At 65.2% G+C, this 23,887-nt stretch carries 25 protein-coding genes and 2 pseudogenes; 15 read left to right on the top strand and 12 right to left on the bottom strand.

The genetic code is table 11. The features are described 5' to 3' along the window. Positions 1 to 28 precede the first annotated feature (28 nt). Both R2N03_RS01340 and R2N03_RS01335 read left to right on the top strand, forming a co-directional pair. On the top strand, positions 29 to 796 hold the full coding sequence (locus R2N03_RS01340; RefSeq protein WP_316654283.1) for a sulfite exporter TauE/SafE family protein: 768 nt from the start codon (positions 29 to 31) through the stop codon (positions 794 to 796). A gap of 159 nt (positions 797 to 955) precedes the next feature. After that, entirely contained in the window at positions 956 to 1,396 is a 441-nt protein-coding gene (locus R2N03_RS01335) for a hypothetical protein (protein WP_316654280.1), read from the top strand. Between the two features lie 66 nt (positions 1,397 to 1,462). On the opposite strand, the gene R2N03_RS01330 is transcribed toward R2N03_RS01335, so the two are convergent. Then, positions 1,463 to 2,863, bottom strand: a complete 1,401-nt coding sequence (locus tag R2N03_RS01330; RefSeq protein ID WP_316654278.1) for a GntP family permease — start codon at positions 2,861 to 2,863, stop codon at positions 1,463 to 1,465. A gap of 153 nt (positions 2,864 to 3,016) precedes the next feature. Next, a complete protein-coding gene (locus R2N03_RS01325) occupies positions 3,017 to 3,367 on the bottom strand; it encodes a hypothetical protein (RefSeq protein WP_316654275.1) in 351 nt (116 codons plus the stop codon). A 194-nt stretch (positions 3,368 to 3,561) separates the two neighbouring features. Between R2N03_RS01325 and R2N03_RS01320 the strand changes: the two genes are divergently transcribed. Next, positions 3,562 to 4,893 carry an MFS transporter gene (locus R2N03_RS01320; protein WP_316654274.1) on the top strand — a complete coding sequence of 444 codons (1,332 nt, stop codon included), beginning with the start codon at positions 3,562 to 3,564 and terminating at the stop codon, positions 4,891 to 4,893. An 831-nt stretch (positions 4,894 to 5,724) separates the two neighbouring features. Continuing rightward, complete coding sequence (locus tag R2N03_RS01315; protein WP_003272088.1) at positions 5,725 to 6,009, top strand: HU family DNA-binding protein; 285 nt, start codon at positions 5,725 to 5,727, stop codon at positions 6,007 to 6,009. 89 nt (positions 6,010 to 6,098) lie between these two features. On the opposite strand, the pseudogene R2N03_RS01310 reads toward R2N03_RS01315, so the two are convergent. The 4 genes and pseudogenes from R2N03_RS01310 to R2N03_RS01295 all read right to left on the bottom strand — a co-directional run bounded on the left by R2N03_RS01310 (position 6,099) and on the right by R2N03_RS01295 (position 7,819). Beyond that, positions 6,099 to 6,675: pseudogene (locus R2N03_RS01310) on the bottom strand (HutD/Ves family protein). Continuing rightward, on the bottom strand, positions 6,672 to 6,854 hold the full coding sequence (locus R2N03_RS01305) for an arginase family protein (RefSeq protein WP_316654194.1): 183 nt from the start codon (positions 6,852 to 6,854) through the stop codon (positions 6,672 to 6,674). Before R2N03_RS01305 ends, R2N03_RS01310 begins: the two are co-directional and overlap by 4 nt. Positions 6,855 to 7,027: 173 nt before the next feature. Beyond that, a pseudogene (locus R2N03_RS01300) lies at positions 7,028 to 7,147 on the bottom strand (amino acid ABC transporter ATP-binding protein); the annotation flags it as partial. Positions 7,148 to 7,306: 159 nt separating this feature from the next. Then, positions 7,307 to 7,819 carry a hypothetical protein gene (locus tag R2N03_RS01295; RefSeq protein WP_316654192.1) on the bottom strand — a complete coding sequence of 171 codons (513 nt, stop codon included), beginning with the start codon at positions 7,817 to 7,819 and terminating at the stop codon, positions 7,307 to 7,309. 259 nt (positions 7,820 to 8,078) lie between these two features. On the opposite strand from R2N03_RS01295, the gene R2N03_RS01290 reads away from it, so the two are divergent. After that, on the top strand, positions 8,079 to 8,627 hold the full coding sequence (locus tag R2N03_RS01290) for an ester cyclase (RefSeq protein WP_316654190.1): 549 nt from the start codon (positions 8,079 to 8,081) through the stop codon (positions 8,625 to 8,627). Between the two features lie 153 nt (positions 8,628 to 8,780). Here the strand turns inward: R2N03_RS01290 and sodB are convergent, their stop codons facing one another. Both sodB and xseA read right to left on the bottom strand, forming a co-directional pair. Next, the gene (gene sodB, locus R2N03_RS01285; RefSeq protein ID WP_009241368.1) at positions 8,781 to 9,359 is read right to left on the bottom strand and encodes a superoxide dismutase [Fe]; all 579 of its coding nucleotides are present in this window, start codon (positions 9,357 to 9,359) and stop codon (positions 8,781 to 8,783) included. Between the two features lie 145 nt (positions 9,360 to 9,504). Beyond that, positions 9,505 to 10,869: an exodeoxyribonuclease VII large subunit gene (xseA, locus tag R2N03_RS01280; protein WP_428984354.1), complete on the bottom strand. Its 1,365-nt coding sequence runs from the start codon at positions 10,867 to 10,869 to the stop codon at positions 9,505 to 9,507. A 1,115-nt stretch (positions 10,870 to 11,984) separates the two neighbouring features. On the opposite strand from xseA, the gene R2N03_RS01275 reads away from it, so the two are divergent. The 7 genes from R2N03_RS01275 to R2N03_RS01245 all read left to right on the top strand — a co-directional run bounded on the left by R2N03_RS01275 (position 11,985) and on the right by R2N03_RS01245 (position 17,140). Next, a complete protein-coding gene (locus R2N03_RS01275; RefSeq protein WP_316654184.1) occupies positions 11,985 to 12,605 on the top strand; it encodes a MotA/TolQ/ExbB proton channel family protein in 621 nt (206 codons plus the stop codon). 28 nt (positions 12,606 to 12,633) lie between these two features. Then, positions 12,634 to 13,062 carry an ExbD/TolR family protein gene (locus tag R2N03_RS01270; RefSeq protein ID WP_316654182.1) on the top strand — a complete coding sequence of 143 codons (429 nt, stop codon included), beginning with the start codon at positions 12,634 to 12,636 and terminating at the stop codon, positions 13,060 to 13,062. Between the two features lie 26 nt (positions 13,063 to 13,088). Next, the gene (gene lpxK, locus R2N03_RS01265) at positions 13,089 to 14,138 is read left to right on the top strand and encodes a tetraacyldisaccharide 4'-kinase (protein ID WP_316654180.1); all 1,050 of its coding nucleotides are present in this window, start codon (positions 13,089 to 13,091) and stop codon (positions 14,136 to 14,138) included. 69 nt (positions 14,139 to 14,207) lie between these two features. Next, a complete protein-coding gene (locus tag R2N03_RS01260; protein WP_004631803.1) occupies positions 14,208 to 14,396 on the top strand; it encodes a Trm112 family protein in 189 nt (62 codons plus the stop codon). Between the two features lie 16 nt (positions 14,397 to 14,412). Then, on the top strand, positions 14,413 to 15,219 hold the full coding sequence (gene kdsB / locus R2N03_RS01255) for a 3-deoxy-manno-octulosonate cytidylyltransferase (protein WP_316654143.1): 807 nt from the start codon (positions 14,413 to 14,415) through the stop codon (positions 15,217 to 15,219). Between the two features lie 349 nt (positions 15,220 to 15,568). Next, a complete protein-coding gene (adk, locus tag R2N03_RS01250) occupies positions 15,569 to 16,237 on the top strand; it encodes an adenylate kinase (RefSeq protein WP_024974894.1) in 669 nt (222 codons plus the stop codon). A gap of 144 nt (positions 16,238 to 16,381) precedes the next feature. Continuing rightward, the gene (locus R2N03_RS01245; protein WP_316654140.1) at positions 16,382 to 17,140 is read left to right on the top strand and encodes a 3-hydroxyacyl-CoA dehydrogenase; all 759 of its coding nucleotides are present in this window, start codon (positions 16,382 to 16,384) and stop codon (positions 17,138 to 17,140) included. Between the two features lie 12 nt (positions 17,141 to 17,152). Here R2N03_RS01245 and R2N03_RS01240 read toward each other — a convergent pair whose 3' ends face one another. Beyond that, positions 17,153 to 18,046 (bottom strand): LysR family transcriptional regulator, encoded by an 894-nt coding sequence (locus R2N03_RS01240; protein ID WP_316654138.1) that lies wholly within the window; start codon positions 18,044 to 18,046, stop codon positions 17,153 to 17,155. 107 nt (positions 18,047 to 18,153) lie between these two features. Between R2N03_RS01240 and R2N03_RS01235 the strand changes: the two genes are divergently transcribed. Beyond that, on the top strand, positions 18,154 to 19,173 hold the full coding sequence (locus R2N03_RS01235) for a bile acid:sodium symporter family protein (protein WP_316656475.1): 1,020 nt from the start codon (positions 18,154 to 18,156) through the stop codon (positions 19,171 to 19,173). Here the strand turns inward: R2N03_RS01235 and R2N03_RS01230 are convergent, their stop codons facing one another. Genes R2N03_RS01230 through tsaE form a run of 3 tightly spaced genes read right to left on the bottom strand, consistent with a single transcriptional unit; the run spans position 19,174 to position 21,808 of the window. Then, the gene (locus tag R2N03_RS01230) at positions 19,174 to 19,713 is read right to left on the bottom strand and encodes a GNAT family N-acetyltransferase (RefSeq protein ID WP_316654135.1); all 540 of its coding nucleotides are present in this window, start codon (positions 19,711 to 19,713) and stop codon (positions 19,174 to 19,176) included. After that, entirely contained in the window at positions 19,713 to 21,236 is a 1,524-nt protein-coding gene (locus tag R2N03_RS01225; RefSeq protein ID WP_316654133.1) for an N-acetylmuramoyl-L-alanine amidase, read from the bottom strand. Before R2N03_RS01225 ends, R2N03_RS01230 begins: the two co-directional genes overlap by 1 nt. Continuing rightward, positions 21,230 to 21,808 carry a tRNA (adenosine(37)-N6)-threonylcarbamoyltransferase complex ATPase subunit type 1 TsaE gene (gene tsaE, locus R2N03_RS01220; protein WP_316656473.1) on the bottom strand — a complete coding sequence of 193 codons (579 nt, stop codon included), beginning with the start codon at positions 21,806 to 21,808 and terminating at the stop codon, positions 21,230 to 21,232. The genes R2N03_RS01225 and tsaE overlap by 7 nt, the downstream gene beginning before the upstream one ends. 16 nt (positions 21,809 to 21,824) lie before the next feature. Between tsaE and queG the strand changes: the two genes are divergently transcribed. Both queG and R2N03_RS01210 read left to right on the top strand, forming a co-directional pair. Next, positions 21,825 to 22,976: a tRNA epoxyqueuosine(34) reductase QueG gene (queG, locus tag R2N03_RS01215; protein WP_316654130.1), complete on the top strand. Its 1,152-nt coding sequence runs from the start codon at positions 21,825 to 21,827 to the stop codon at positions 22,974 to 22,976. A gap of 233 nt (positions 22,977 to 23,209) precedes the next feature. Next, positions 23,210 to 23,872 (top strand): chalcone isomerase family protein, encoded by a 663-nt coding sequence (locus R2N03_RS01210; protein ID WP_316654128.1) that lies wholly within the window; start codon positions 23,210 to 23,212, stop codon positions 23,870 to 23,872. The last annotated feature ends 15 nt before the right edge of the window (positions 23,873 to 23,887 follow it).

Below are 23,887 nucleotides of genomic sequence, written 5' to 3'. Positions count from 1 at the left end.
TGATCGCAGCTGCGCAACGTCCTCCCCTATGACCACACTCTCCACTTCCACCGCCCTGCTGATTGCGGCGGCCGGCGTCTATGCCGGCGCGCAGAACGCCCTCGCGGGCGGCGGCTCGTTCATTACGTTTCCGGCGCTGTTGCTGGCGGGGCTCAACCCGCTGGCGGCCAACATGACCTCGACGATCGCGCTGTTCCCGAGCCAGATCACCTCGTCGATCGCGGGGCGCAAGCTGGCCGGCGGCGTAGATGCGGGCGAGCGTCATCTCTCGCTGAAGCACCTCATCGTCATCAGTCTCGTGGGGGGGGTGCTTGGGGCACTGTTGCTGCTGGCAACACCGCCTTCGTTCTTTGCCAAGCTGGTGCCGTACCTGGTGCTGTTTGCAACGAGCGTGTTTGCGTGGGGCAGCTTCCGACGCAAGCCGCTGCATGCCGCCGCAGGCATGTCGACCACGACACTGGCGACGATCCAGTTTGCGATTGCGATCTATGGTGGCTACTTCGGCGGGGGCATCGGGTTCTTGATGCTCGCGGCCCTCACGGTGGCAGGCCAGCAGGTGCGCATGGCAGGCGCGACCAAGAACGTACTCGCCATGACGATGAATGCGTCGGCCGTGGCGGTATTTGCGTTCTCGCCGCAAGTGAACTGGGCCGCCGTGGTGGCATTGGGCATCGGCGGCATCGCGGGCGGTGTTGCGGGGGCCTGGCTGCTGCACAGGCTGCCGGAGAAGGTGTTGCGCGGCTTCGTCGTGCTCGTCGGCATCATCCTGACGGTCTGGCTCTTCGTGCGTGCCTGAGGGCGGCGGATTGACGGCGTTTGTCCGACAGCCGGTTCAGTCAAACCCGGCTGCCTGCAGGCTTGCGGCTTCCCTATTGTGACGTTCTGGACTCACCCCCGATGGCACGCCACATGCGTGTCGTGAGGTCCGCCCCCGTTCACAACAAGGAGAACGAGCATGCAAGCACGCAACGTGACGAGTCTGGCTGCAGCCATTGCCGTAGCCATGTGCGCGTGGCTCAGCGCGGCGCCCGCGCTGGCCCAGCAGAAGGATCACAGCGCCGTCACTGGCGTCGACAGCACGATGGAGGGCCCGCGCACCCAGATGCAGCGTGAGGCCGATGCCGCCGCCAACCCCGGCTATCACAACGATGCCATGTCGGGCGCGCAGCCCAAGGCAAAGCCGGGCACCCTCAAGCAGAAAGTCCACCGGGCCCACGTGAAGACCGACAGGTGGGTTGACCAGCACGTCACGCACCGCAAGGGCAAGGTCAGCGCGGAATCTTCATCGGACCGCGCATTCTGGGCACGACGCGCGAACCAGTGCGACGCGCTGGTTGGCGAAGCCCAGCGCGTCTGCCGTGAGCGCCGCTCCGAGGCCGCCGGCAGCCTGCAATAACGACGCGCGAGTCCACGAAAAAAAGCCGACGCAACTGCGTCGGCTTTTTGTTGACCTGCTGGCAATTCAGACGAGGCCGGTGCCGTAAAACACGGCAATCACAAAGAACACAGCGAGGGTCTTGATGATCGTCACGCAGAACACATCGCGATAGGCTTCGCGGTGCGTGAGGCCCGTCACCGCCAGCAGCGTGATAACCGCGCCATTGTGCGGCAGCGTATCCATGCCGCCCGAGGCCATGGCAGCCACGCGGTGCAGCACCTCCATCGGGATCCCCGTGGCCTGGGCAGCTTGCACGAACTGCTCAGCCATCGCAGCCAGCGCGATGCTCATGCCGCCCGACGCGGACCCGGTGATGCCCGCGAGCGTGCTCACCGTCACCGCTTCATTGACGAGCGGGTTCGGGATGGCGCGCAGGCCCTCGGCCAGCACCAGGAAGCCCGGCAACGCGGCGATCACGCCGCCAAAACCGTATTCCGATGCGGTGTTCATGGCGGCGAGAAGCGCGCCCGACACAGCTGATTTGCTGCCTTCAGCAAACCGATCCTTGACAGCACGGAACCCGAACACGATCACCACGATGATGCCGATCAGCAGTGCCGCCTCGACCGCCCAGATCGCCGTCAGCTTGTCGGCTTCCACCGTCAGCGGCTTGGGCAGCCCGGGCAGCGCAACGGTGACAACCTTGCCGTACCACGTCGGAATCCAGCGCGTGAACAGCAGGTTCATGACGCCCACCAGCACCAGCGGCAGCAACGCGACCAATGGGTGCGCGAGCTTGCCACCAACGGCAGTGTCCGGCTCGTTCAGCAGCCGGGTGAGGCCGTGGTCATAGCCATGACCGTTGCGCGCAGCTGCGCGGCGGCGCCATTCCAGATACGACATGCCGACCACGATGATGAACAGCGCGCCAATCGTGCCCAGCTTTGGCGCGGCCCACGATGTGGTGTGGAAGAACGTGGTCGGGATGATGTTCTGGATCTGCGGCGTGCCGGGCAGCGAATCCATCGTGAACGAAAACGCGCCCAGCGCGATGGTGCCCGGGATCAGGCGCTTGGGGATATTGCCCTGGCGGAACATCTCCGCGGCAAACGGATACACCGCAAACACCACCACGAACAGCGACACGCCTCCATACGTCAGCAGCGCGCACACCAGCACGATGGAGAGCATCGCCCGCTTGGCCCCCACCACCCGGATGACCGAAGCGACGATCGAGCGGGAAAAGCCCGACAGCTCGATCACCTTGCCGAACACGGCACCAAGCAGGAACACAGGGAAATACAGTTTGACGAAGCCGACCATCTTCTCCATGAAGATGCCGGCAAACACCGGCGCCACGGCGGACGGATCGGTCAGGAGCACCGCGCCCAGGGCGGCCAGAGGTGCAAACAGGATGACGCTGTAACCGCGGTACGCGGCAAACATCAGGAACGCCAGCGCAGCCAGCACGATGATGACGGACATCGACAATCTCCTCGCATGCTCTTCTTTTAAGAGCGACGGATTGTATGTCGCGCTGCAACAGATTCCCGTTACGCAATCACGCGTATTGAACTGGCGGCGGAATTCGCGTTCGGCCGGGCTGTACGGGCCTCTTCGTCACGTAGACGATGACGATCAATGACGGCGACCCCCACCACCGTGGGCCCAGCCGCCATGCCCCCAACCCCGGCCTCCCCAGCCTCGGCCTCCCCAGCCGCGATGGCACCCCCAGCATCCGCCACCGCCGATCCAGACACTGCCGAAGATTGGCGTGGGATACACGGCGGGCCCGTAGTAGTAATACGGATCGTACGGATAGGCCGGGTACGTCGCCACCGGTGCCACGGCCACAGGGGCAATGGGGTTCCCGTAGGCATCATAGTACGGTGCCACTACACAGCCGCTGAGCATGGCGGCAGCGCATGCGGCCACTGCCCTGGGCAGGATTGCGGCGATGCGGCCGCCGCGCCGCGGTGTCGGGTTCATGGTGCGCTCCATTCGGTGCATGTACCTTCAGCTTGGACAGCGCGAGGCCCATTCGATTCCAGGACGGTGCCTGCCGGCTCACATGCGGGTGCCCTGTCAATTGTTGCCGCATCACTTACCATGACCGCTTCGCCGGATGCGCAGGGGGAGAAATCGCGGCCGGCGATACCCACCAAACATTGGAGGACTCATCCATGCAAGCCACGGCAGCGCCCGCCCAGGGCGATCGTGCAGCGTCTGCGGCCATCTCCGCCGTCACCCGACGCAAGGCCATCATTGCCGCCACCATCGGCAACGGCCTTGAGTGGTTCGACTTCACGGTCTACAGCTTCTTTGCGGTCATCATCGCGAAGCTGTTCTTTCCCACCGGCAACGACCTCACTTCGTTCTTGCTCACGGTGGCGACCTTTGGCGTGGGGTTCTTCATGCGGCCGGTCGGGGCTGTCGTGCTCGGCGTCTACGCAGACCGCGCGGGACGCAAGGCGTCGCTCACGCTCACGATCATGATGATGGCGCTGGGCACAGCACTCATCGGGCTGGCGCCGACGTACGCCCAGATCGGCATCGGCGCGCCGATCCTGATCGTGATCGCCCGGCTGATCCAGGGCTTCTCGGCGGGCGGCGAAGTGGGCGGCGCCACGGCGTTCCTGATCGAATACGCGCCGGATGAGAAGCGCGGCTATTTTGCAAGCTGGCAACAGGCGAGCCAGGGCATCTCGTTCATCCTCGGGGCGGCGATGGGCGCCATCGTGACGAACGGGCTGTCGCCGGAACAGATCGACGCCTGGGGCTGGCGCATTCCGTTCCTGTTCGGCCTGCTGATCGGGCCGGTCGGCATGTACATCCGCTCTCACCTGCACGAGCCGCCCGCATTCGAAGCGCAGAAGGCGAAGGCAGCGCAGGAACCGCGTCTTGCGCCGCTGTCGCAGGTGCTGCGCGATCACCCGCGCGAGGTGCTGGGCGGCCTGGGCGTGACGATCCTGTGGACAGTCTGCACCTACACGCTGGTGTTCTACATGCCGACATACGCCAAGCAGCAGCTCGGCCTGCCGCTGGGCGCGACGTTCCAATCGACGGCACTGTGCGGCGCGATCATCTTCGTACTGTGCCCGGTCATGGGCACCCTGTCGGATCGCATTGGCCGCAAGCGCATGCTGGGCACGGTGGCGCTCATCATCGCGGCGTCGGCCTATCCGCTCTTCCACTGGCTGAACGCGAGCCCGACCGTGCAGACGTTGCTGCAGGTACAGGTCATCCTTGGCGTGCTGCTGGCGGCGTTCACGGGCCCCGCGCCGGCGGTGCTGGCCGAGCAGTTTCCGACGGCGGTGCGCTCCACGGGGCTGTCGATTTCGTACAACCTGGCGGTGACGATCTTCGGCGGCTTCGCCCCGCTGATCGTGACGTGGCTGATCGCCAGCACGGGCAGCAAGCTGGCGCCGTCGTACTACGTGATGGTGGCCGGCGTCATCAGCGTATTTGCGCTTGCGTTGATGCACGATCGCACCGGCAAGCCGATCGAGACGTAATCGGCTGAAACCCGCCCGATCCGCTGCGGCCGGTGGCTCAACCCACCGGCCGCTTGTCATTGGCCGCCGGCCACGCAGCGCTTTCCAACTCGCGCATGCCACGCACATCCGCTCGCGCGGTCATGACCCGTGCAGCCGTCACCGATTCCGCCAGGTCCCGGCGTCACGCGTACGGCACCAGCCAGCCGATGGCGCAACCGGTTCTACGCGACCTGTTTGCCGGGCCGGAATGCCCTGCGGCCGCCCGACAGCCACGGCGGCTGTGCGATCGCGACTGACGAAAGGCGATCGAAATCGACCACGCACGCGCACAATCGACGCGGCAGCGCGTGCCTGGCTGTCAAGGCCTCAGGGCGCCGCACCCGGGCGGCCACGCCGCCTGCCGAGCCCCGCACCACGACGCAGCGCCCCTGCGCGCGCCCTACCCATCCGCTCGCGCGCCGAAACCACCACGGTGAGCCCGCGCGATCCGCCGTCGGCAGGGCCTCCGACCTCAAAGCCTTGTGCGACCGCCGTTTGCGCACTCGACATGATGTTCTGCCTGAAGTTTGCGTTGCCTCAACACACCGTGCGCGGAAGGCAGGCGAACCGGTTGACCGGGATGCCGCCTGCGCGTTTTCGGTGCGCCGGCGGCTCGCCGAAATGCAAACAAACCCTGTCGATATCAGGTTTTTCCCGGATGCCTGCCCGCAAACGTAGACAGGACAAGTGTCGGCTGCAAGCAACGGCCCGCAAAGCCTTGCAGTTAGGGGATGTGCAACCCATCACAACGGTGATATAAAACGGGTCGCAGTACAACGCTGTCCAACAAACCTGAAGTGGGGAACTGACATGACGACCAAATCCGAACTCGTAGCCGCCATTGCGAAAGACGCTGAACTGAGCAACGCCGCCGCCGAGCGCGCGCTGAACTCCGCGCTGGAAAACATCAAGAAGACCGTCGCCAAGGGCGGCACCATCACGCTGGTTGGCTTCGGTTCGTTCTCGTCGGGCAAGCGTGCTGCACGCACCGGCCGCAACCCGCGCACCGGCGAAGCCATCAAGATCCCGGCAACCAAGACCGTGAAGTTCACGGCTGGCAAGGGCTTCAAGGACGCCGTGAACAAGAAGAAGTAAGCGTCTTCTGCCGCGTCCGGCCTGCGTGCCGGGCCGGTAGCGTTGCAAGGGACCCTAAGGGGTCCCTTTTCTTTTGGCAGACCGCAACCTCAGCCGAGCGGCCACAGGCCAACGAGGTAGCCCATCGAGCCGACACGCGCGACAAGCGTGTGAGGATCGTCGGTTGCGTCGAGCAACACGGCTGCGCCTCGCGGCACATCAAGGGCGTCAATCGACAGCGCACCGTCTGCGCAATACACCCGCCATCGCATGCCCGGCTGCGCACGTGGCAACGGCCAGCTCTCGCCCGCGGCCAGCGCGACCGCTTCAGCGCGATGCGTCCACGCGTCGCGCCGCGTCATCACGTTGAAATCGGAGAGCGGCGCGTCGAGCGTGGCATGCATCTCCACCTCCCCCGCAAAGCGCGCGGCCGGCTCGCCCGGGGCGAGGGTCACGGCATCGCGTCGGCACGATGCATCGTCAACCGGCCGCCCGCGATCACGGCCAGCGCACGGTCGATGCCGTCAAAGCGTGAGAAAGGCCGGCGGCATCCACCTGTGCCGTGCTCACGCGCCAGTCGAAATCTTCGAGCGTGGCACCGGTGGGGGCGATGGCGATTTCGGTCGTCACGCCGCCGCCGTTCTTCCACGGCATGCGGCGCATTGCGTCAGCGGGGATCAGCTTCATGAGCGGCGCAGCAGGTGATACGCCAGACGCGCAGCCACCCGCGCTGTGCGGTTGTCCTGGCCGTATTCGGGATGGGTTTCGGCGAGGTCCGCCACACACACCTTGCCTGTCACGCCGACGTGCTGCACGAGCACCTCGAGGACGAGCAACGTGATGCCGTAGGCCGCAGGCGCCGACACGCCGGCGCCACGGCAGCGACGAGCATGTCCATATCGCAACGCAGGCACCCCCGACAGGTGCATCGACTGCGCGGGCCGCACGATCTGAAACAGGCGCGTGACATCGCCACGCTCGCCGGTGCCGTGGCGGCCTTGCCTTGCCAGACGGCGGCATCGAACGTGATTGCCATGCACTTGCCCGAGCCGCTGGGGCCGATCACAACCACCATCTGCGAGGCGTCGACCTCGAAGTCGATACCGTTGGGGACGGTGTGATCGCCATACGGTTTGGTCAGGCCGCGAATCTCGATCATCGGTACGTCCGCGCCGGCGGCGGATTGCTGTGCTGGGGTGGGCTCGGTCATCGCGATCTCAGTCAGGTGATGTCGCGACGGAGCATGCGACGATTTTCTCGGGGCATCAACGATGCATGCCCATGGCACGAGAAAATCGCGCAAATTCGGTATTCCCTCCTAGGACACCTCCTTCACATCGCGGCGCTCGACACCGAGGCGGGTTTCCAGCAACGCGACCACCGCGTGCGCCGAGGCCTCGCTGCGGCAAGTCGTCAGTGCCGTATACAGGGGGGCTGCCAGGCCGTTGAGGAAGTCGTCCGGCGCCTCGGGCCCCTCGGCGAGATAACGCTGCAGCGCCGAGAACGCGCCCGCCTGGCTCAGCCGCCAATCCGCAATCGACGTCTGCCGGACATGACCCACGGCAACGTGCGCGGCGGGCGCCGGTGCAGGCCCGGCCAGCACCTTCGGCTGCGCCTTGACCGGGGCGCGTGTCCGGACGTAGCCGTCGGCAAGCAGCCGACCGAGATCGCTTTCGTCCGGACCGGCGTTGCTCAACTGCGCGAGGATCTCCGCGGCTGATCGTTCACCGTTGATCAGCAGCAGGATTGCGCGCTGCCGGTGCGTGACCTGCCCGCTGCGCCTCTGCAGTTCCTGCGCGCCGCGCTCGGTGCGCGACAGGATGTGGCTCATGTCCATCGTCTCCCTCTCCCGTGTTCCTGTATGACCGTCGGATGCAGGGGCAGTCTAGAAAATCCGGGCGCGGTGGAGGCTGTTCCGGCTGCAGGAAGGGATCGATATCGACTATCACGTGCGTGGCATTGCGTTTGCGGACATCTCCGACATCGGCGCGCATCATCAAATGTGGATTGATACCGGATCGATTCGTTGGATCTTTATCGCCTCCGGCTGGAAATCTACAGTGGAGCGCATCGCAACCCACGGAGCTCTCATGTCGATCCGAACCACCGCTGTCCGCCCTGCCCTGCTTGCCGCTGTCGCGCTGACCCTGCTCGCCGCACTGCCCGCCTTTGCAGCTTCCGCCGATGCGGACCTCATCCGTGCCGACCACGTTGCGGCGCCAGATACGCCACAGGCCGCCGCTGCCGTGCTCGCTGCCCGCCGCTACGCCACCTTCTGGCATACCGGCGATGCGCGATACGCCAGCGCCGCGCTCTCGCCAGCGTTTGCCGATCGCACGCTGCCGGCCGGCCGCGCGCAGGGTACGCAAGGCCCCCTCGATGCCTCGAAGGCGTTTCGTGCGGCCGTGCCCGACATGCGCGTGCAGATCGAAGACATGGTTGTCGCGGGAGATCGCGTGGCCGTCCACCTGCGCTTTCGCGGACACTTCACCGGACAATTCGGCGCTACGCACGGGCAGAACCAGCCGATCGATTTTCAGGCGTTTGATCTGTACCGCGTTGCCGACGGCAAGATCGCCGAGAACTGGCACCTGGAAGACAACCAGACGCTGCTCCGGCAGATGGGCATGCTGCCTTGATCGAAGCGGGCCGCTGACCTGCGCCGCGCACCCCATTGGCCTGGTGGGCTTCCCCGCAACGACGAAGTACCGATGGCACAACATGCTGGACAGCATGCGCGCATAAAAAAACCTCCGCAGCGCGGAGGTTTCTTCTGGGTGCGAAGGCTTCGCTCAGGCGAAATTCTTGGCAACGAAATCCCAGTTGACCAGGTTCCAGAACGCCTCGACGTACTTCGGACGGGCGTTGCGGTAGTCGATGTAGTAGGCGTGTTCCCACACGTCGCAGGTCAGCAGCGGCTTGGCGTCGGTGGTCAGCGGCGTGGCGGCGTTCGAGGTCGACACCAGATCCAGCGAGCCGTCGGCCTTCTTCACCAGCCAGGCCCAGCCCGAACCGAAGGTGCCGATGGCCGTCTTGGTGAACTCTTCCTTGAACTTGTCGAAGCTGCCCCACTTGGCGTTGATGGCGTCAGCCAGCGCGCCGGTCGGTGCGCCGCCGCCTTGCGGCTTCAGGCCGTTCCAGTAGAAGGTGTGGTTCCACACCTGTGCGGCGTTGTTGAACACACCGCCCGACGACTTCTTGACGATGTCTTCGAGGCTCAGGTTCTCGAACTCGGTGCCCTTGATCAGGTTGTTCAGGTTCGTGACGTAGGTCTGGTGGTGCTTGCCGTAGTGGAACTCCAGCGTTTCCTTGGAGATGTGCGGCGCCAGGGCGTCTTGGGCGTACGGCAGCGGGGGGAGCGTGTGTTCCATTGTTCTTGCCTTCTGTGGGTTACAGGTTGGGAGCGACGATTGTAGGAGACTTGTAAAACCGGCGCAAACCACCCGCTAAATAGTCGGAATACCCGCGAAACAGATGCGGAAACGCACGTATCTCGGTCATGTCCACATGCGCCGGTCACATGTCGAGCTTGGGTTGCGCCTGGGCGATTTCGATGTCGACCGCGCCTTGCGCCAACCTGGCCTCGATGCGCGCGCGGGCATGCAGCGCATGCGGGTCGCGAATGGCGTGGCCGTCCGCGTCGAGCAGCACCGCATAGCCGCGCTCGAGGGTACGCTGCGGGGCCAGCAGTTCCAGCCCGTTGTGCTGGCGCGCAAGGCGCTCCTGGGCACGCGCCAGTCTGTCACGCATCGCGCGTGCCAGCGCGGCCTCCGCTCGCTGCACGGCAGCGCGCTCGCGGGCTGGATCAGGGCGCGCCGCGCTCAGCCGCATTGCAAGCAAGCGCTGCACGTGCTCGGCGCGTTGCACGCGGCCGGCCAGGGCAAACCGCAGACGGCCTTCCAGATTGGAGAGTTGCGAGCGGCGCTCGCGCATTTGCGCCTGCGGGCTGCGGAGGCGGCGCGCAAGCCAGTCCACCGTTTGCGCGCGCCGATCGAGCTGCCGGCGAAATTGCGCCGACAGTGCATCCCAGTCGCGCGCCACATCGCGCAGCATGCGGGCGCGGTCGGGACTGACCAGCTCGGCAGCCCCGGTCGGCGTGGGCGCGCGCACGTCGGCCACGAAGTCAACGATGGTCACATCCGTCTCGTGCCCGACACCGGCCACGATGGGGATCGACAAGGCTGCCACCGCACGCGCCACCGGCTCTTCATTGAAGGCCCACAGGTCTTCGATGCTGCCGCCACCCCGGCATAGAATCACGACATCGACCTCTGCCCGGGCATTGACCGTCCCCAGCATCGCGGCGATGCGCTCGGCGGCCCCGGCGCCCTGCACTGGTACCGGATAGACCACTACCGGCACATGCGGTGCGCGCCGGCGCAGCGTGGTCAGCACGTCGCGCAGCGCAGCAGCCTGCAGCGAGGTCACCACGCCGATGGCACGCGGGTGCCGTGGCAGGGGCCGCTTGCGATCGGCCTCGAACAAGCCTTCCGCCTCCAGCGCGGCCTTCAGCCGGAGGAACGCCTCATACAGGTTGCCCAAGCCGGCGCGGCGGATGGCCTCGACACTCAGTTGCAGCTCGCCGCGCGCCTCGTACAACGTGACCAGCGCACGCACCTCGACAGCTTCGCCCTCCCGCGGGGTGAAATCGGCGTACTGGTTGCGACCCTTGAACATCACGCAGCGGATCTGCGCGCCCGCATCCTTGAGCGAGAAATACCAGTGGCCGCTGGCCGCACGCGTGAAGTTGGAAATCTCGCCGCGCACCCATCCGAGCGGAAAGTTCCGCTCCAGCAGCCCGGCAATCCTCCGGTTGACCTCGGTGACGGTCAACACATCCTGTCCGCCCCGAAGGGAACCAGAAGGGGCAGGCGCGGGCATGCCCGACGGCGCCGGGGCGGCGGCTGGAGCATCCATCCAGAACGGTTTGCGGGACGTAGGGGGCGAGGTCATAAGTGGTGAATGGGGCGTAAATCCATGAGGCCCCTGGGCAACTTCTACCTTGATTGAGGGAGACAAGCAGAACCGGAATGGCGACCTGTCCACAGCATAACGCCCTTGTCAAGCTTGACAGGGTAGGCGTGACGCGCTCTCGGCGTGTTGATGCAACCCTTTGATTCCTTTAAAGAAACAGCCTTTGTCAAAATTTCAGCAGCGCAAGTAATTTCGTTCTGCGTCAAGCATTTAGCGCAGGCACCCCAAGGATGTTCACAAAGTTATCCACAGCAGCGCTGGAAAACCGCGAAGTGACGCCTGGGCAGTGGATAAATCAGCCCGGGAGCAAGCCTGTCGGCAGGGCTCCTGTCCGCATGCGGACCGAGAACGTAGTCTGCTTATTTTTTCAGCAGCAGACGGAACATCCTTTGAAATCAAACAGTTAAGGTGCTTGTCCGGGCAATGTCCACAATCCGTCCACAAGACTGTCCCGATCGGATGTGGATTATGGCCCCGGGCGCCGGCTCCTTCCTCCTTTTTCGCAGGATCGGGGCGCGCAAGGCCGGCTGCCCATTTTTTAAGCTAACCAGCAGACCTCTTTTCAAATCATGGACTTAGCTTCGTTGTTAGGGCAATGTCCACACGCCGTCCACAAGACTGTCCCGTCAGCGTGTGGATTACGGCCCCAAAGCGGCCATCCATCTCGGGAACTGCGCGCAACGTACTGCCCGAGCCCGGGTTGCCTCATTTTTAAGCACGGGTGAGAACCTCCTGTTGAATCAGAGGCTTAGCTTGCTTGTCCGGGCAATGTCCACAACCCGTCCACAAGACTGTCCCGCCCCCCTGTGGATTGCGTGGGCGGCATCTTCCATGACACTGCGCCGAGCATCGCGCCTGCACGTTGCCACGGCGCGCCATCGTGTTGCCGTGGCAGGTCCGACGCGCTAGAGTGCTGCCTGTTTTTGCCGCAACTGACCGCGTTCGGGGACGCGGACGGCGACAACGGCGACCGGGCGTGCGCCCATCGCGCCTCCTTCCACAACGACAAAACGGGTTGTCCAGTGTTCTCCATCATTCAAGCCGCCGGCTGGCCGATCTGGCCGCTGTTGATTGCCTCGGTGCTCGCGCTCGCGCTCATCATCGAACGCTTCGTCGCGCTGCAGCGCAACAAGATCATTCCGCCCAAGGTGTATGACGAGGCGCTGGCCGTCGCGCATCAGCGCCGTGCCACGCCAGAAGTGGTGAACACGCTGGAACAGGGCTCGCCGCTGGGCCGGCTGCTGGCTGCCGCGCTGCGCCACGTGGTGCTGCATCCGAACACCACGCGCGATGCCGCCAAGGAAGTGGTGGAAGAAGCCGGCCAGAATGTTGCCCACCGCCTGGAGCGTTATCTGAACGCGCTCGGCACAATCGCCTCGGTGGCGCCTCTGATGGGCCTGTTCGGCACGGTGGTCGGCATGATCGAGATCTTCGGCAGCCAGACCGCCGCGGGCACGAACCCGCAGGCGCTGGCGCACGGCATCTCTGTCGCGCTGTACAACACCGCGCTGGGCCTGGTGGTGGCCATCCCGACGCTGATCTTCTGGCGCTACTTCCGTGGCGTGGTGGATAACTACGTGGTCGAGCTGGAGCATCTGTCCACCACGTACCTTGACGCGATCCTGCCGCCGCGGCGCGGCTGATCCGGGCAACGCCCTACTGGAAACAGCCATGCGCTTCCGCCCGCGCCGTGCCCGCGAAGAGCCGGAGATCAACCTGATCCCGCTGATCGACGTGCTGCTCGTGATCCTCATTTTTCTGATGATCACGACCACGTATTCCCGCTACACCGAACTCAAGGTCAACCTGCCTACCGCCGAGGCTGAAAAAGCCACCGAGCGCCCGGGCCAGATCGTTGTGTCCGTCACTGCCAACGGCGTCTACTCGGTCGACAAGCAAGTGCTCGACACCCGCGATGTCACCAGCCTCGCCGACGCGCTGCGCAGTGCCGCAGGCAAGGGCGGAGGCCCCGAGCCGATCGTCGTCATCAACGCCGATGCGCAAGCCGCGCACCAGGCCGTGGTCAACGTGATGGAAGCCGCGCGCGTGGCCGGCCTGTCGCACCTGACGTTCGCCACGCAAACCGGCAACGCCCGCTAACTGCCCTCTCGCTGACACCTGATCGCATGCCCGTCGCCCAACACCGCCTCGCCAGCTTCGTCACCCGCCAATGGCAGCAACGCGGCTGGTTTGCGTGGGTGATGTGGCCGCTGTCGTGGCTGTTTGGCGGGGTGAGCGCACTGCGCCGGCTGCTGTTCCGCTGGGGATGGCTGCGCTCGGTCCGCCTGCCGATGCCGGTGGTGGTCATCGGCAACGTCACGGTGGGCGGGGCAGGCAAGACGCCCGCCGTGATCGCGCTGGCTTCGGCGCTGGCTGATGCAGGTCTGCGCCCCGGCATCGTCTCGCGCGGTTACGGCGTTGAACTCAAGCACCCGCGCCCGGTGCGCGAACACTCCCGCGCGGAAGACGTCGGCGACGAACCGCTGCTCATCGCTCGCGCCACCGATCTCCCTGTCTGGGTGTTCCCCGATCGCGTGCTGTGCGCGCAGACGCTGCTGGCCTCGCACCCGGGCTGCAACGTGATCGTCTGCGATGACGGCCTGCAGCATTACCGCCTGCGCCGCGACATCGAGATCGTCGTGTTCGACGCGCGCATGGGCGGCAACGGCTTCCTGCTGCCCGCAGGCCCGCTGCGCGAGCCGATGACGCGCAGGCGCGATGCCACGCTCATCAACGACCCGAACTTCCGCGCCACGCCCGACCGCCCGAACGTCTTCGGCATGCGCCTCGAACTGCAGGACGCGTACAACCTGGCCGACCCCGCGCTGCGCCGCCCGCTCGCCCAGTTCGCCCGCATCGAGGGCGAACACCTGCTGGCCGCCGCCGGCATCGGCAACCCCGAGCGCTTTTTCGGCTCGCTGCGCGCGGCGGGCCTCAAGCCGAGCACACTGCCGCTGCCCGATCACTACGATTTCGCCGACAGCCCCTTCACCGACAGCCACGCCGAGGTCATCCTGATCACCGAAAAGGATGCCGTAAAATGCGGCCATATCGACGACCCGCGCATCTGGGTGGTGCCGACCACACCGGTGGTCGACCCGGCGCTGGTCGAACAGGTCTGCCAGCGCGTACGCACCCTGGCCGATCGCGCAACGCTCAAGGCAAGCGCACAATAACGCCACCCCATCCGCTGTACCGGCGCGCCGCCCTACCGTTTGGGCGGCCGCCACGGAGCCTCTACCGCCATGGACAATCGCCTGCTGGAAATCCTCGTCTGCCCGTTGTGCAAGGGCACGCTGCAACACGACCGCGCCAACAACGAACTGATCTGCCACGTCGACAAGCTGGCCTACCCGATCCGCGATGGCATCCCGGTCATGCTGGCCGATGAAGCGCGCCAGACTGTGGAAGGCACGCCGGTCGATCCGGCCTGATACGAAGGTCGCCGCCATGTCGCACGCGCCGTTCATCGCTGTCATTCCCGCGCGGCTGGCCTCCACGCGCCTGCCGAACAAGCCGCTGGCCGACATCGACGGCAAGCCGATGGTGGTGCGCGTGGCCGAGCGCGCGCACCAGTCGTCCGCCGCGCGCGTGGTGGTCGCCACCGATGCCGCCTCGGTGGCCGACGCATGCATGCAGCATCACGTGGAAGCCGTGCTCACGCGCGCCGACCACGCCTCTGGCACCGACCGTCTCGCCGAAGTGGCAGCCGTGTTCGGATTGCCGGATGACGCCATCGTCGTCAACGTGCAAGGCGATGAGCCGCTGATTGCCCCGACGTTGATCGACAACGTGGCTGCGCACCTGCGCGACCACCCCGACTGCGCCATCGCCACCGCGGCCCACGCGATCCACGATCCGGCTGACGTGTTCAACCCGAACGTCGTCAAGGTCGTTCTGGATGCGATGGACCGCGCCCTGCTGTTTTCCCGCGCGCCGCTGCCCTGGGCGCGCGACACCTGGACGCCTGCCGTACTGGCGCAACCCGCCGCCGATCGTCCGCTGCCGGCCATGCCGGTGCTGCGTCACATTGGCATCTACGCCTACCGCGCCGGCTTCCTGCGCCGCTTCCCGCAACTGGCTGCCGCACCGCTGGAGCAGACCGAGCAGCTCGAGCAGTTGCGTGCCATGTGGCACGGCGAACGCATCGCGGTGTTGACCACCAATGATGCCCCCGCCGCTGGCGTCGACACCCCCGAAGACCTCGCTCGCGTGCGTGCCGCGTGGAGCGAATTGCTGGCCCAGGACGGACCCTGAGCGGCGGATTTCTCTGAAGTTTGCGCCCCGTCCCGCCTAAACCCCCGCGCTGGCATGGCATAATCGCAAGGACGACAAGCCGCATGATGGCGCCCACGCAGGCGCGGCAGCGGCGACAGGGAGACAGATCGAGCCATGGGTGCCGCCGTCCGGCGGATGCCTGATTCCCAGAGTCCGGTAAGGCTGGCGTCAATTTCGCCCGCTAGGCTGCCTGTTTGCGTCGATTGCGTCGCCAGACGTGTTGGGAATCGGCCCACCCGAAGTGATGGTGCAGGGTTCGGACGGATTCCCAACGCGCTACAAGCTCTTCTGGCGCGACAAGATTCGAAAACTTGAGGAACTCGTCACCATGCGGTTGATTCTGTTGGGCGCGCCCGGCGCCGGCAAAGGTACGCAAGCCAAATTCATCTGCGAAAAGTTCGGCATTCCGCAGATCTCCACCGGCGACATGCTGCGCGCGGCCGTCAAGGCAGGTACCCCGCTGGGTATCGAAGCGAAGAAGGTGATGGATGCCGGCGGCCTGGTGTCGGATGACATCATCATCGGCCTCGTGAAAGACCGCCTGCAGCAACCTGACTGCAAGAACGGCTACCTGTTCGACGGCTTCCCGCGCACCATTCCGCAAGCGGAAGCCATGAAAGATGCCGCCGTGGCAATCGACTACGTGCTGGAAATCGACGTACCGTTCGACGCCATCATCGAGCGCATGAGCGGGCGCCGCGTGCACGTGGCATCGGGCCGCACGTACCACATCAAGTACAACCCGCCCAAGACCGAAGGCGTGGACGACGAAACCGGCGAAGCGCTGATCCAGCGCGACGACGACAAGGAAGAGACCGTGCGCAAGCGCCTGGACGTGTATGAAAACCAGACGCGTCCGCTGGTCGACTACTACTCGCAGTGGGCGGCGAATGGCAATGGCGCCGCGAAGGTCGCGCCGCCGAAATACCGCAAGATCAGCGGCGTGGGTAACGTCGACGAGATTACCGCCCGCGTATTCGGTGCGCTGCAGGACTGAGCGCACCCCGTCATACCCGCTAGGAAAACGGCGCCTCGATCATGAGGCGCCTTTTTTTTGCCCGATCGCCGGCCGCTTCGCGCTAACATATGACGTTGACGTAAACGTCAAGTAACTCGCAAACCACAACCAAGGAGACACGGCATGGAGATTCGCGATCAGGTATTCATCGTCACGGGCGGCGCGTCGGGGCTGGGCGCAGGCACTGCGCGCACGCTGGCCGAAGCCGGCGGCAAGGTGGTGATTGCCGACCTGAACGAGACCGCCGGCGCGGCGCTCGCGCTGGAACTGGGCGGGCGCTTCGTGCGCTGCGACGTCGCCTCGGAGGCCGACGGCCAGGCGGTGGTGGAGACCGCCACGTCCCTGGGCACGCTGCGTGGGCTGGTGAACTGCGCGGGCATCGCCACGGCGTCCCGCACGGTGGGCAAGACGGGGCCGCATCCGCTGGACCAGTTCGCACGGGTGATCAACATCAACCTGGTCGGCACGTTCAACATGATCCGACTGGCCGCGACGGCCATGGCTGGAAATACGCCCAACGCGGGGGGCGAGCGCGGGGTGATCATCAACACGGCGTCCGTGGCGGCGTTTGACGGGCAGATCGGCCAGGCGGCCTACGCAGCATCCAAGGGCGGCGTGGTGGCGATGACGCTGGCGATTGCACGCGACCTGTCGCGCGACGGCATCCGCGTGATGACGATTGCGCCGGGCATCTTCGAAACGCCGATGCTGCTGGGCATGCCGCAGGAAGTGCAGGACGCGCTGGGCAAGATGGTGCCGTTCCCACCGCGTCTCGGTAAGCCGGCGGAGTATGCGCAGCTCGCGCGCGCGATCATCGAGAACCCGATGCTCAATGGCGAAACGATCCGCCTGGATGGCGCCATCCGCATGCAACCGAAGTGATTCTCAGCGTGCTCAGGCGGCCGGCAGCGCCATCCGGCGAATCATCTGCCACGCCGCCTCGGCCGCCGGCGAGAGCGAGCGATCATGCCGGCGCGCCAGCACGATCGCCCGCGTTTCCTTTGGCGTGAGCGGCACCGACACCAGCGGCGACGACGACGGCAGCGGCAAGGAAAGCGAGGGCACCACGCCCGCACCGATGCCCGCCTCGACCATGCCGAACACGGCAGCGGTGTGGCCCATCTCCTGCGCCACGTCGGGTTGCACACCGTGGCGCAGGAAGATGCGATCGATCAGCGGGCGACTGCCCGAGGCGTGATCGAGCAGCACGACCGGCGCACGATGCAGGTCTTTCCAGCGCACGGTGCTGCGCTGGGCGAACGGGTGATCATGCCGGCAGACCAGGCAGAATGGATCGGTCAGCAGCGGTTCGGTCCAGAGGCCCTCCGTGTCGAGCGGCTCCACCACCACGCCGAAATCCGCTCCACCCGTGCGGATCAGCTGCAGCGTGTCGACCTGCACGGAGTCGCGCACGATCATGCGGATATCGGGGTAGCGGACGGCGCACTCGGCCACATACACAGGCATCAGACGCGTTGACACGGTCGGACTGGATGCCACGACCAGCCGCCCCCGCCGCTGCTCCCCCACTTGGCGCGCCTGCTGCAGGGTGTCGTCGAGATCGGCAATGAGTCGATCCAGTGCTGTCGCCAGCGAGCGGCCCACCTCGGTCAGTACGACCTCACGCGTGGTCCGGTCGAGCAGCTTCAGACCAAGCTCCCCCTCCAGCTCCGAAATCGAGCGGCTGACCGCCGGCTGCGTCAAGCCGATCGTGTCGCCCGCGCGACTGAAGCTGTGCGCACGCGCCACCGCGAGGAAGACGCGCAACTGGCGCAGGGTCACATTCATGCCATCACCGTATGAATTGATTCGATCAATGCATTTGTATTCTAGATGGGGATGTTGTGCAATAACGCTTTTCCTGCATTTCCCGGGCGCCATGAGAGCGCATGCATATGAAGATTCCGCTGCTTTCCCGCATTGACGGGTTCATTCAGGCCATGTTGGTCATGGTTGCGCTGGCCTTGCTTTTCCCCTCGCTGGGCGCGAGCGACGGGCCGCTGCATCTGGACGTCGTCACCATCATCGGGGTGTCGCTGGTGTTCTTCCTGCACGGCGCGGCGCTCTCGCGCGAGAAGATCGTTGAAGGAGCGCGCAACTGGCGTCTGCACCTGTTCGTGCAGAGCTGTACGTTCCTCCTCTTTCCGCTGATCGGGGCCGTGATCCTGTTTGCGTGCAAGCCGTTCATTCCGGCTGAGCTGCTGCTTGGCGTGTTTTACCTGTGCGCGCTGCCATCCACGGTATCGTCATCGGTGGCGATGACGGCCATGGCCAAGGGCAACGTGCCGGCGGCCATCTTCAACGCGACCATCTCGGGCCTGATCGGCATGATCGCCACGCCGCTGCTGATGAGCTTTGTGATTCAAGCTTCGGGAGCAGAGCTTTCGGTTGGCAAGGCGCTATTGGGCGTGGCCGAGCAACTGCTGTTGCCGTTCGTGCTCGGGCAGTTGCTGCGGCCGGTTCTGGGAGGCTTCATCAACAAGTACAAGGCCGTCATCAGCAAGGTCGACCGCGCGGTGATCCTGCTGATCGTCTTCAACTCTTTTGCGGATTCGACGCACGCCGGCGTGTGGTCGAAATATCCGTGGGAGACGATCGTTGCTGTGGCCATCATGAGCGGTGCCCTGCTGTTCGTCGTACTGGGGGCGACGACGTGGCTCTCTCGGCGCGTCGGTTTTGGCCTCGCGGATGAGATTACGGCGGTGTTCTGCGGGTCGAAGAAAAGCCTGGCCAACGGCATACCGATGGCAAAGATCCTGTTCGCGGGCAATCCGGCGCTGGGCCTGATCGTATTGCCGACGATGATCTACCACCAGTTGCAGTTGATCGTGTGCTCGGCGCTGGCACGCAGGTACGCGGATCGCGTCGCGCATGCGGAATCAGGCGTCCGCACACAGGTCCGCCGCCCGGCCTGATCAGCGCAGGGCGATCAGCCCCGCCGTCTCCGGCCAATGGTAGGTACGCACCCAGGCGTATCCGCCATCGGCTGTCTCAAGCCAGTCGCGGCTGACCGGCACACCTCGCAAGGCTTCGTAGAAGCCGATTGCGTCGATGTTTGCCTCGTACACCAGCAGATGAAGATGCATGACGCCGTGGGCTGCGGCCCAACGTGCCGCCTCGCCCATCAGGCGCTTGCCGACACCATGACCACGTGACGCTGGCAGCAGGTGCAGGTTGTCAACGAGCGCGCCCCAGGGCGTGTCGTCATGCAGCAGCAAGCAGAGAAACCCCACGGTGCGGGCATCCAGGTCGGCACACCAGACCCGCTGGCCCTCAGCCGGCGCCGTCATGCGCGCCCGCCACTTCGCTTGCATGTCCGCTAAAGCAGGCCCATCGAGATACGCATCGGACAGGATGCCACGCCCGCGGTAAGCGTTCCGCCAGCTCCGGGCGTGGATGTCAGCGATGGTGTCGGCATCCGCCGTAACGCCCTCGCGAAGGACGAACACGGTCATCAGACGCCTGGATTGCGCGACAGCGGCGGATTCTTGGCAAAGTACGCGCGAATGCCCCGCAGAATGGCATCGGCAAGTTGATTCTGGTGGCCCAGATCGTTGAGCTTGGCCTCTTCTTCCGGGTTGCTGATGAAGGCCGTCTCCACCAGGATCGACGGAATGTCCGGCGCCTTGAGGACTGCAAACCCGGCCTGCTCCACCTGGCCCTTGTGCAGCCGGTTGATACCGCCAATCTGCTCCAGCACGGCCTTGCCGACCTTCATGCTGTCCGTGATCTGCGCCGTGGTCGACAGGTCGAGCAGCACGCGCGTGACCTGGGCATCCTTCGAGCTCAGATTCGCGCCGCCGATCATGTCGGCGGCGTTTTCCTTGTTGGCCAGCCATTTGGCCTGCGCGCTGGACGCACCGCGATCCGACAGCACAAACACCGATGCGCCGCGCGCCTCCGGCGAAAGAAACGCATCGGCATGGATGGACACGAACAGGTCGGCCTGCACGCGGCGCGCCTTCTGCACGCGCACGCCCAACGGAACGAAGTAGTCGGAATCACGCGTCATCATGGCGCGCATATTGGGTTGGGCGTCGATCTTGGCCTTCAGCATGCGGGCGATCGAGAGTACGACGTCCTTTTCGTGCGTACCCGCGCCCCCCGTGGCGCCCGGGTCCTCGCCGCCATGGCCGGGATCGATGGCGACGGTGAGCAGCCGCCGCATGCGCGGACCGTTCGACGGCATACGCGGTGCGAGTTCGGGTACGTTGTCCAGTGGCGGCGTCATCGGCGCGTTGGCGAGCGTCGACGGTGGAAGCGTCGGTGCAGCGGGCGAGGTCTTGCGCGGCGGCGTGCGGTTGGCAAGCGTTGGACGCGACTCACTCGGATGCGGTGAGGCGGGCGCCGTGGCACCGCTGCCGTCGCGCCGGACCAACGCGGCAATCGGATCGTCGTCTTCGGCGGGCGACGGCATCGGCGCGCCGCCGGAGGCCGCAAAACGCTGCTGCTTACCTTCGGTGGCCTGCACGAGCTGCATCAGCGGGTCGGGCGGGTTGGTCGGATACAGGTCGAACACCAGCCGGTTGCGATAGCCTGCAATCGGCAACAGCGTAAAGACCTGCGGGTTGACGCTTTCCTTCAGGTCGAACACGAGGCGCACCACGCTCGGCCGATTCTGGCCCACGCGTACCTGGCGAATGTAGGGGTCGTTCGGCGTGATCTTGGCGACCAGCTCGCGCAGCGTCGGGTTTAGGTCGAGGCCGTCGATATCGACCAGCAGACGGTCGGGGTCGGCGATGAGCTGGTGGGTGGCCCTGAGCGCGACGTCGGATTCGATCGTCACGCGCGTGTAGTCTTCCGCCGGCCATACCCGCACCGCGACGATGTTGGCACCCCGTGCGATCTGTGTGCCGGCCAGGCTGAGGACGAGGGTGCCCGCGCCGGCTTTCGCCATGCGCGCAAGCCATTGCCGGCGGGCCTGGCTAGGCAGGTGGGAATCATCCGGTTGATCGGTCGGCAGATGCTTGATCAGCATGAGAGCAAGGTAGGCAGCGACTGCAGGAGTTGAAGGCCGATTTGCGTGCGCGCGATCAGGCGCGCCACGCGCGGTGCATGTTCAACGCCGTCATCGTAGGTTTCGTGCACAACATCGACGGCCAGGGCGATATGCAGGTCAGGCGTGCCGAGCAGCGCCTGGGCCTTTTCCGGCCATTCGACCAGACAGAGGGCGGGCTCGGCAAAACAGTCACGAAAGCCCGCGTCGGTCCATTCTTCCGGGTCGGCAAAGCGGTACAGGTCAAAGTGATAGACCTTTCGCATGCCGGTGGTTCCCGCGATGTCGTAAGGTTCGACCAACGTGTAAGTCGGGCTGCGCACGCGACCGGTATGACCGAAGCCGCGCAAGATGGCCCGCGAGAGTGTTGTCTTGCCCGCGCCGAGATCGCCCGAGAGCTGCACCTGCACGGGCTGTGGATCGAGCGCCAGCACGGCCTGCGCGAGCGCCATACCCAGGGCCGATGTCGCGGCCTCGTCGGCGAGCGAGATCGTGCGTTCCGCAAGCGGAGGGGTTGGGCCAGAGGGCGCGTGGGCAGAGAGCACGGTGGGCATTGCGTACAATTTGGGCATGTCCGCCACCCCCACGTCATCGATCGAAACGAACCACGACGCGCGCTTACCCGTCGGCGAGGCCGGCGTGGCCGCACTGGTCGCGCAGATTCGCTCCTGGGGCGCCGAACTCGGGTTCGATGCCATCCGCATCGCCGACATCGACCTGTCGCACGCTGAAGAAGGGCTCCAGACGTGGCTTGCGCAGGGGTTTCACGGTGACATGGATTATATGGCGAACCACGGCATGCTCCGCGCTCGTCCGGCCGAACTTGTTGCCGGAACGGTACGCGCCATCGTGGCGCGGATGCCGTATCTGCCACTTCAGGCCGAGAGGCAGGCGGCCGGCGACGACTGGCGAAGCATCGAATGGGACCGCCTGCGTCGTCCGGAAGCGGCAGCCATCTCGCTCTACGCCCGTGGCCGCGACTACCACAAGGTGCTTCGGCAGCGCCTGCAAAGGCTCGCCGAGAAGATTGCCGGCGTGGTCGGTCCGTACGGCTTTCGCGTCTTTACGGATTCCGCGCCGGTACTGGAAGTCGCGCTTGCGAGCAACGGCGGCCTGGGCTGGCGTGGCAAACACACATTGCTGCTCGATCGCGATGCGGGTTCGATGTTCTTCCTCGGTGAAATCCTGATCGACTTGCCGCTGCCGGTGGACCCGCCTGTGGAGGCCCACTGCGGCAACTGCACCCGCTGCATCGACGTGTGCCCCACGCAGGCCATCGTCGCGCCTTACGTGGTGGACGCGCGCCGCTGCATCTCATATCTGACCATTGAACACAAAGGCAGCATCCCCATCGAGCTGCGCCCGGCAATGGGCAACCACGTCTACGGCTGCGACGACTGCCAGCTCATCTGCCCGTGGAACAAATTTGCCGTGTCAGCGACCCTGTCAGACTTTGACGTACGCAATGGCTTGGATGCAGCTGCCCTGGTCGACCTGTTCAATTGGACGGAGAATGAATTCAACCAGCGGCTTGAGGGCAGCCCGATCCGCCGGATCGGACATGAACGATGGCTGCGCAACCTCGCGGTGGCGCTGGGCAATGCCCTGCGGGGTCCGCTGCCCGAAACTGCGCGCGCACGCCTGGTGGCGGCGCTGCGCGCCCGCGCGGCAGACGCTTCGGAACTTGTCAGAGAACACGTGGCTTGGGCACTGGACGCCTGACGCCAAAACGGTGATCCGTCACTTTAATCCTGGCGCGGAATATCCCACTGCCATTGTTTTAAAAACAAGACAATTCCGCGATTAGCGTAAACCGGGAATACCTCGGTTAACACGTGTCGAAGTGAACGCCAATACCACGCGGTACGTGATTACCTGCACATCAGGGCAGACACTAATTGTTTAAAAATCAAACATCGACAAAATGAGAGGCTCGTCAAAAATCCTTCACGTCGATGTTCTCCGCTCTTGCTGACCTCCACCGCGCGCTGCGTTTCTGGACACGTGCCCGTTCGTCCGGCCGCCTGCCCGTCGTGCGGCGCGCGTGGCGTAACAGCGTGATGGGAGCGCTGCTGTGCGCGGCCTGTGCTGCGCCGGCATGGGCAGCGGTGAGCGTCGAGGGTGTGCCCTTTGACGAGGCCGCGCGCGTGGCTGGCCACGAGCTGCTGCTCAACGGCACCGGCTTGCGTTCGGTGTTCGTCATCAAGGGCTATGTGGCTGGGCTGTACCTGCCGGAGCGCGCCAAGAATGCAGCGGTCATCCTCGGCATGAAGGGGCCGAAGCGGCTGCAGATTCACCCGCTGCGCGAAGTGGGCGCCGACACCTTCATCCACGCGCTCAACGATGGCATCCACCGCAACCAGACGGAAATTCAGGTGCAGAAGCTGGCGGATCGGCTCACGCAACTGGAAGACGCCATGCGGCAGATCGGCGCCACCAAGCGCGGCGACACCATCAACTTCGACTACACGCCGGAGGCTGGCACCACCATCTCCATCAATGGCGTAGCCCGCACCAAGGCCATTCCCGGCGAAGATTTCTACCAGGCCGTGCTGCGCATCTTCATTGGTGACTACCCGGTCGACCGGGAACTGAAAAGCGGATTGCTCGGAACCTGACAGTCCGCTTTCCCG

Origin of the sequence: Ralstonia condita, assembly GCF_958405655.1 — a bacterium.
Taxonomy (GTDB): Bacteria; Pseudomonadota; Gammaproteobacteria; order Burkholderiales; family Burkholderiaceae; genus Ralstonia; species Ralstonia condita.
Note: the sequence above shows the minus strand (reverse complement) of the source record. Positions and strands in the feature narration are given on the sequence as shown.

Coding starts and splice junctions, on each gene's coding strand:
- R2N03_RS01340 (WP_316654283.1), top strand. CDS start 29: ATGACCACACTCTCCACTTCCACCGCCCTGCTGATTGCGGCGGCCGGC.
- R2N03_RS01335 (WP_316654280.1), top strand. CDS start 956: ATGCAAGCACGCAACGTGACGAGTCTGGCTGCAGCCATTGCCGTAGCC.
- R2N03_RS01330 (WP_316654278.1), bottom strand. CDS start 2,863: ATGTCCGTCATCATCGTGCTGGCTGCGCTGGCGTTCCTGATGTTTGCC.
- R2N03_RS01325 (WP_316654275.1), bottom strand. CDS start 3,367: ATGAACCCGACACCGCGGCGCGGCGGCCGCATCGCCGCAATCCTGCCC.
- R2N03_RS01320 (WP_316654274.1), top strand. CDS start 3,562: ATGCAAGCCACGGCAGCGCCCGCCCAGGGCGATCGTGCAGCGTCTGCG.
- R2N03_RS01315 (WP_003272088.1), top strand. CDS start 5,725: ATGACGACCAAATCCGAACTCGTAGCCGCCATTGCGAAAGACGCTGAA.
- R2N03_RS01295 (WP_316654192.1), bottom strand. CDS start 7,819: ATGAGCCACATCCTGTCGCGCACCGAGCGCGGCGCGCAGGAACTGCAG.
- R2N03_RS01290 (WP_316654190.1), top strand. CDS start 8,079: ATGTCGATCCGAACCACCGCTGTCCGCCCTGCCCTGCTTGCCGCTGTC.
- sodB (WP_009241368.1), bottom strand. CDS start 9,359: ATGGAACACACGCTCCCCCCGCTGCCGTACGCCCAAGACGCCCTGGCG.
- xseA (WP_428984354.1), bottom strand. CDS start 10,869: ATGCCCGCGCCTGCCCCTTCTGGTTCCCTTCGGGGCGGACAGGATGTG.
- R2N03_RS01270 (WP_316654182.1), top strand. CDS start 12,634: ATGCGCTTCCGCCCGCGCCGTGCCCGCGAAGAGCCGGAGATCAACCTG.
- lpxK (WP_316654180.1), top strand. CDS start 13,089: ATGCCCGTCGCCCAACACCGCCTCGCCAGCTTCGTCACCCGCCAATGG.
- R2N03_RS01260 (WP_004631803.1), top strand. CDS start 14,208: ATGGACAATCGCCTGCTGGAAATCCTCGTCTGCCCGTTGTGCAAGGGC.
- kdsB (WP_316654143.1), top strand. CDS start 14,413: ATGTCGCACGCGCCGTTCATCGCTGTCATTCCCGCGCGGCTGGCCTCC.
- adk (WP_024974894.1), top strand. CDS start 15,569: ATGCGGTTGATTCTGTTGGGCGCGCCCGGCGCCGGCAAAGGTACGCAA.
- R2N03_RS01245 (WP_316654140.1), top strand. CDS start 16,382: ATGGAGATTCGCGATCAGGTATTCATCGTCACGGGCGGCGCGTCGGGG.
- R2N03_RS01240 (WP_316654138.1), bottom strand. CDS start 18,046: ATGAATGTGACCCTGCGCCAGTTGCGCGTCTTCCTCGCGGTGGCGCGT.
- R2N03_RS01235 (WP_316656475.1), top strand. CDS start 18,154: ATGAAGATTCCGCTGCTTTCCCGCATTGACGGGTTCATTCAGGCCATG.
- R2N03_RS01230 (WP_316654135.1), bottom strand. CDS start 19,713: ATGACCGTGTTCGTCCTTCGCGAGGGCGTTACGGCGGATGCCGACACC.
- R2N03_RS01225 (WP_316654133.1), bottom strand. CDS start 21,236: ATGCTGATCAAGCATCTGCCGACCGATCAACCGGATGATTCCCACCTG.
- tsaE (WP_316656473.1), bottom strand. CDS start 21,808: ATGCCCACCGTGCTCTCTGCCCACGCGCCCTCTGGCCCAACCCCTCCG.
- queG (WP_316654130.1), top strand. CDS start 21,825: ATGTCCGCCACCCCCACGTCATCGATCGAAACGAACCACGACGCGCGC.
- R2N03_RS01210 (WP_316654128.1), top strand. CDS start 23,210: ATGTTCTCCGCTCTTGCTGACCTCCACCGCGCGCTGCGTTTCTGGACA.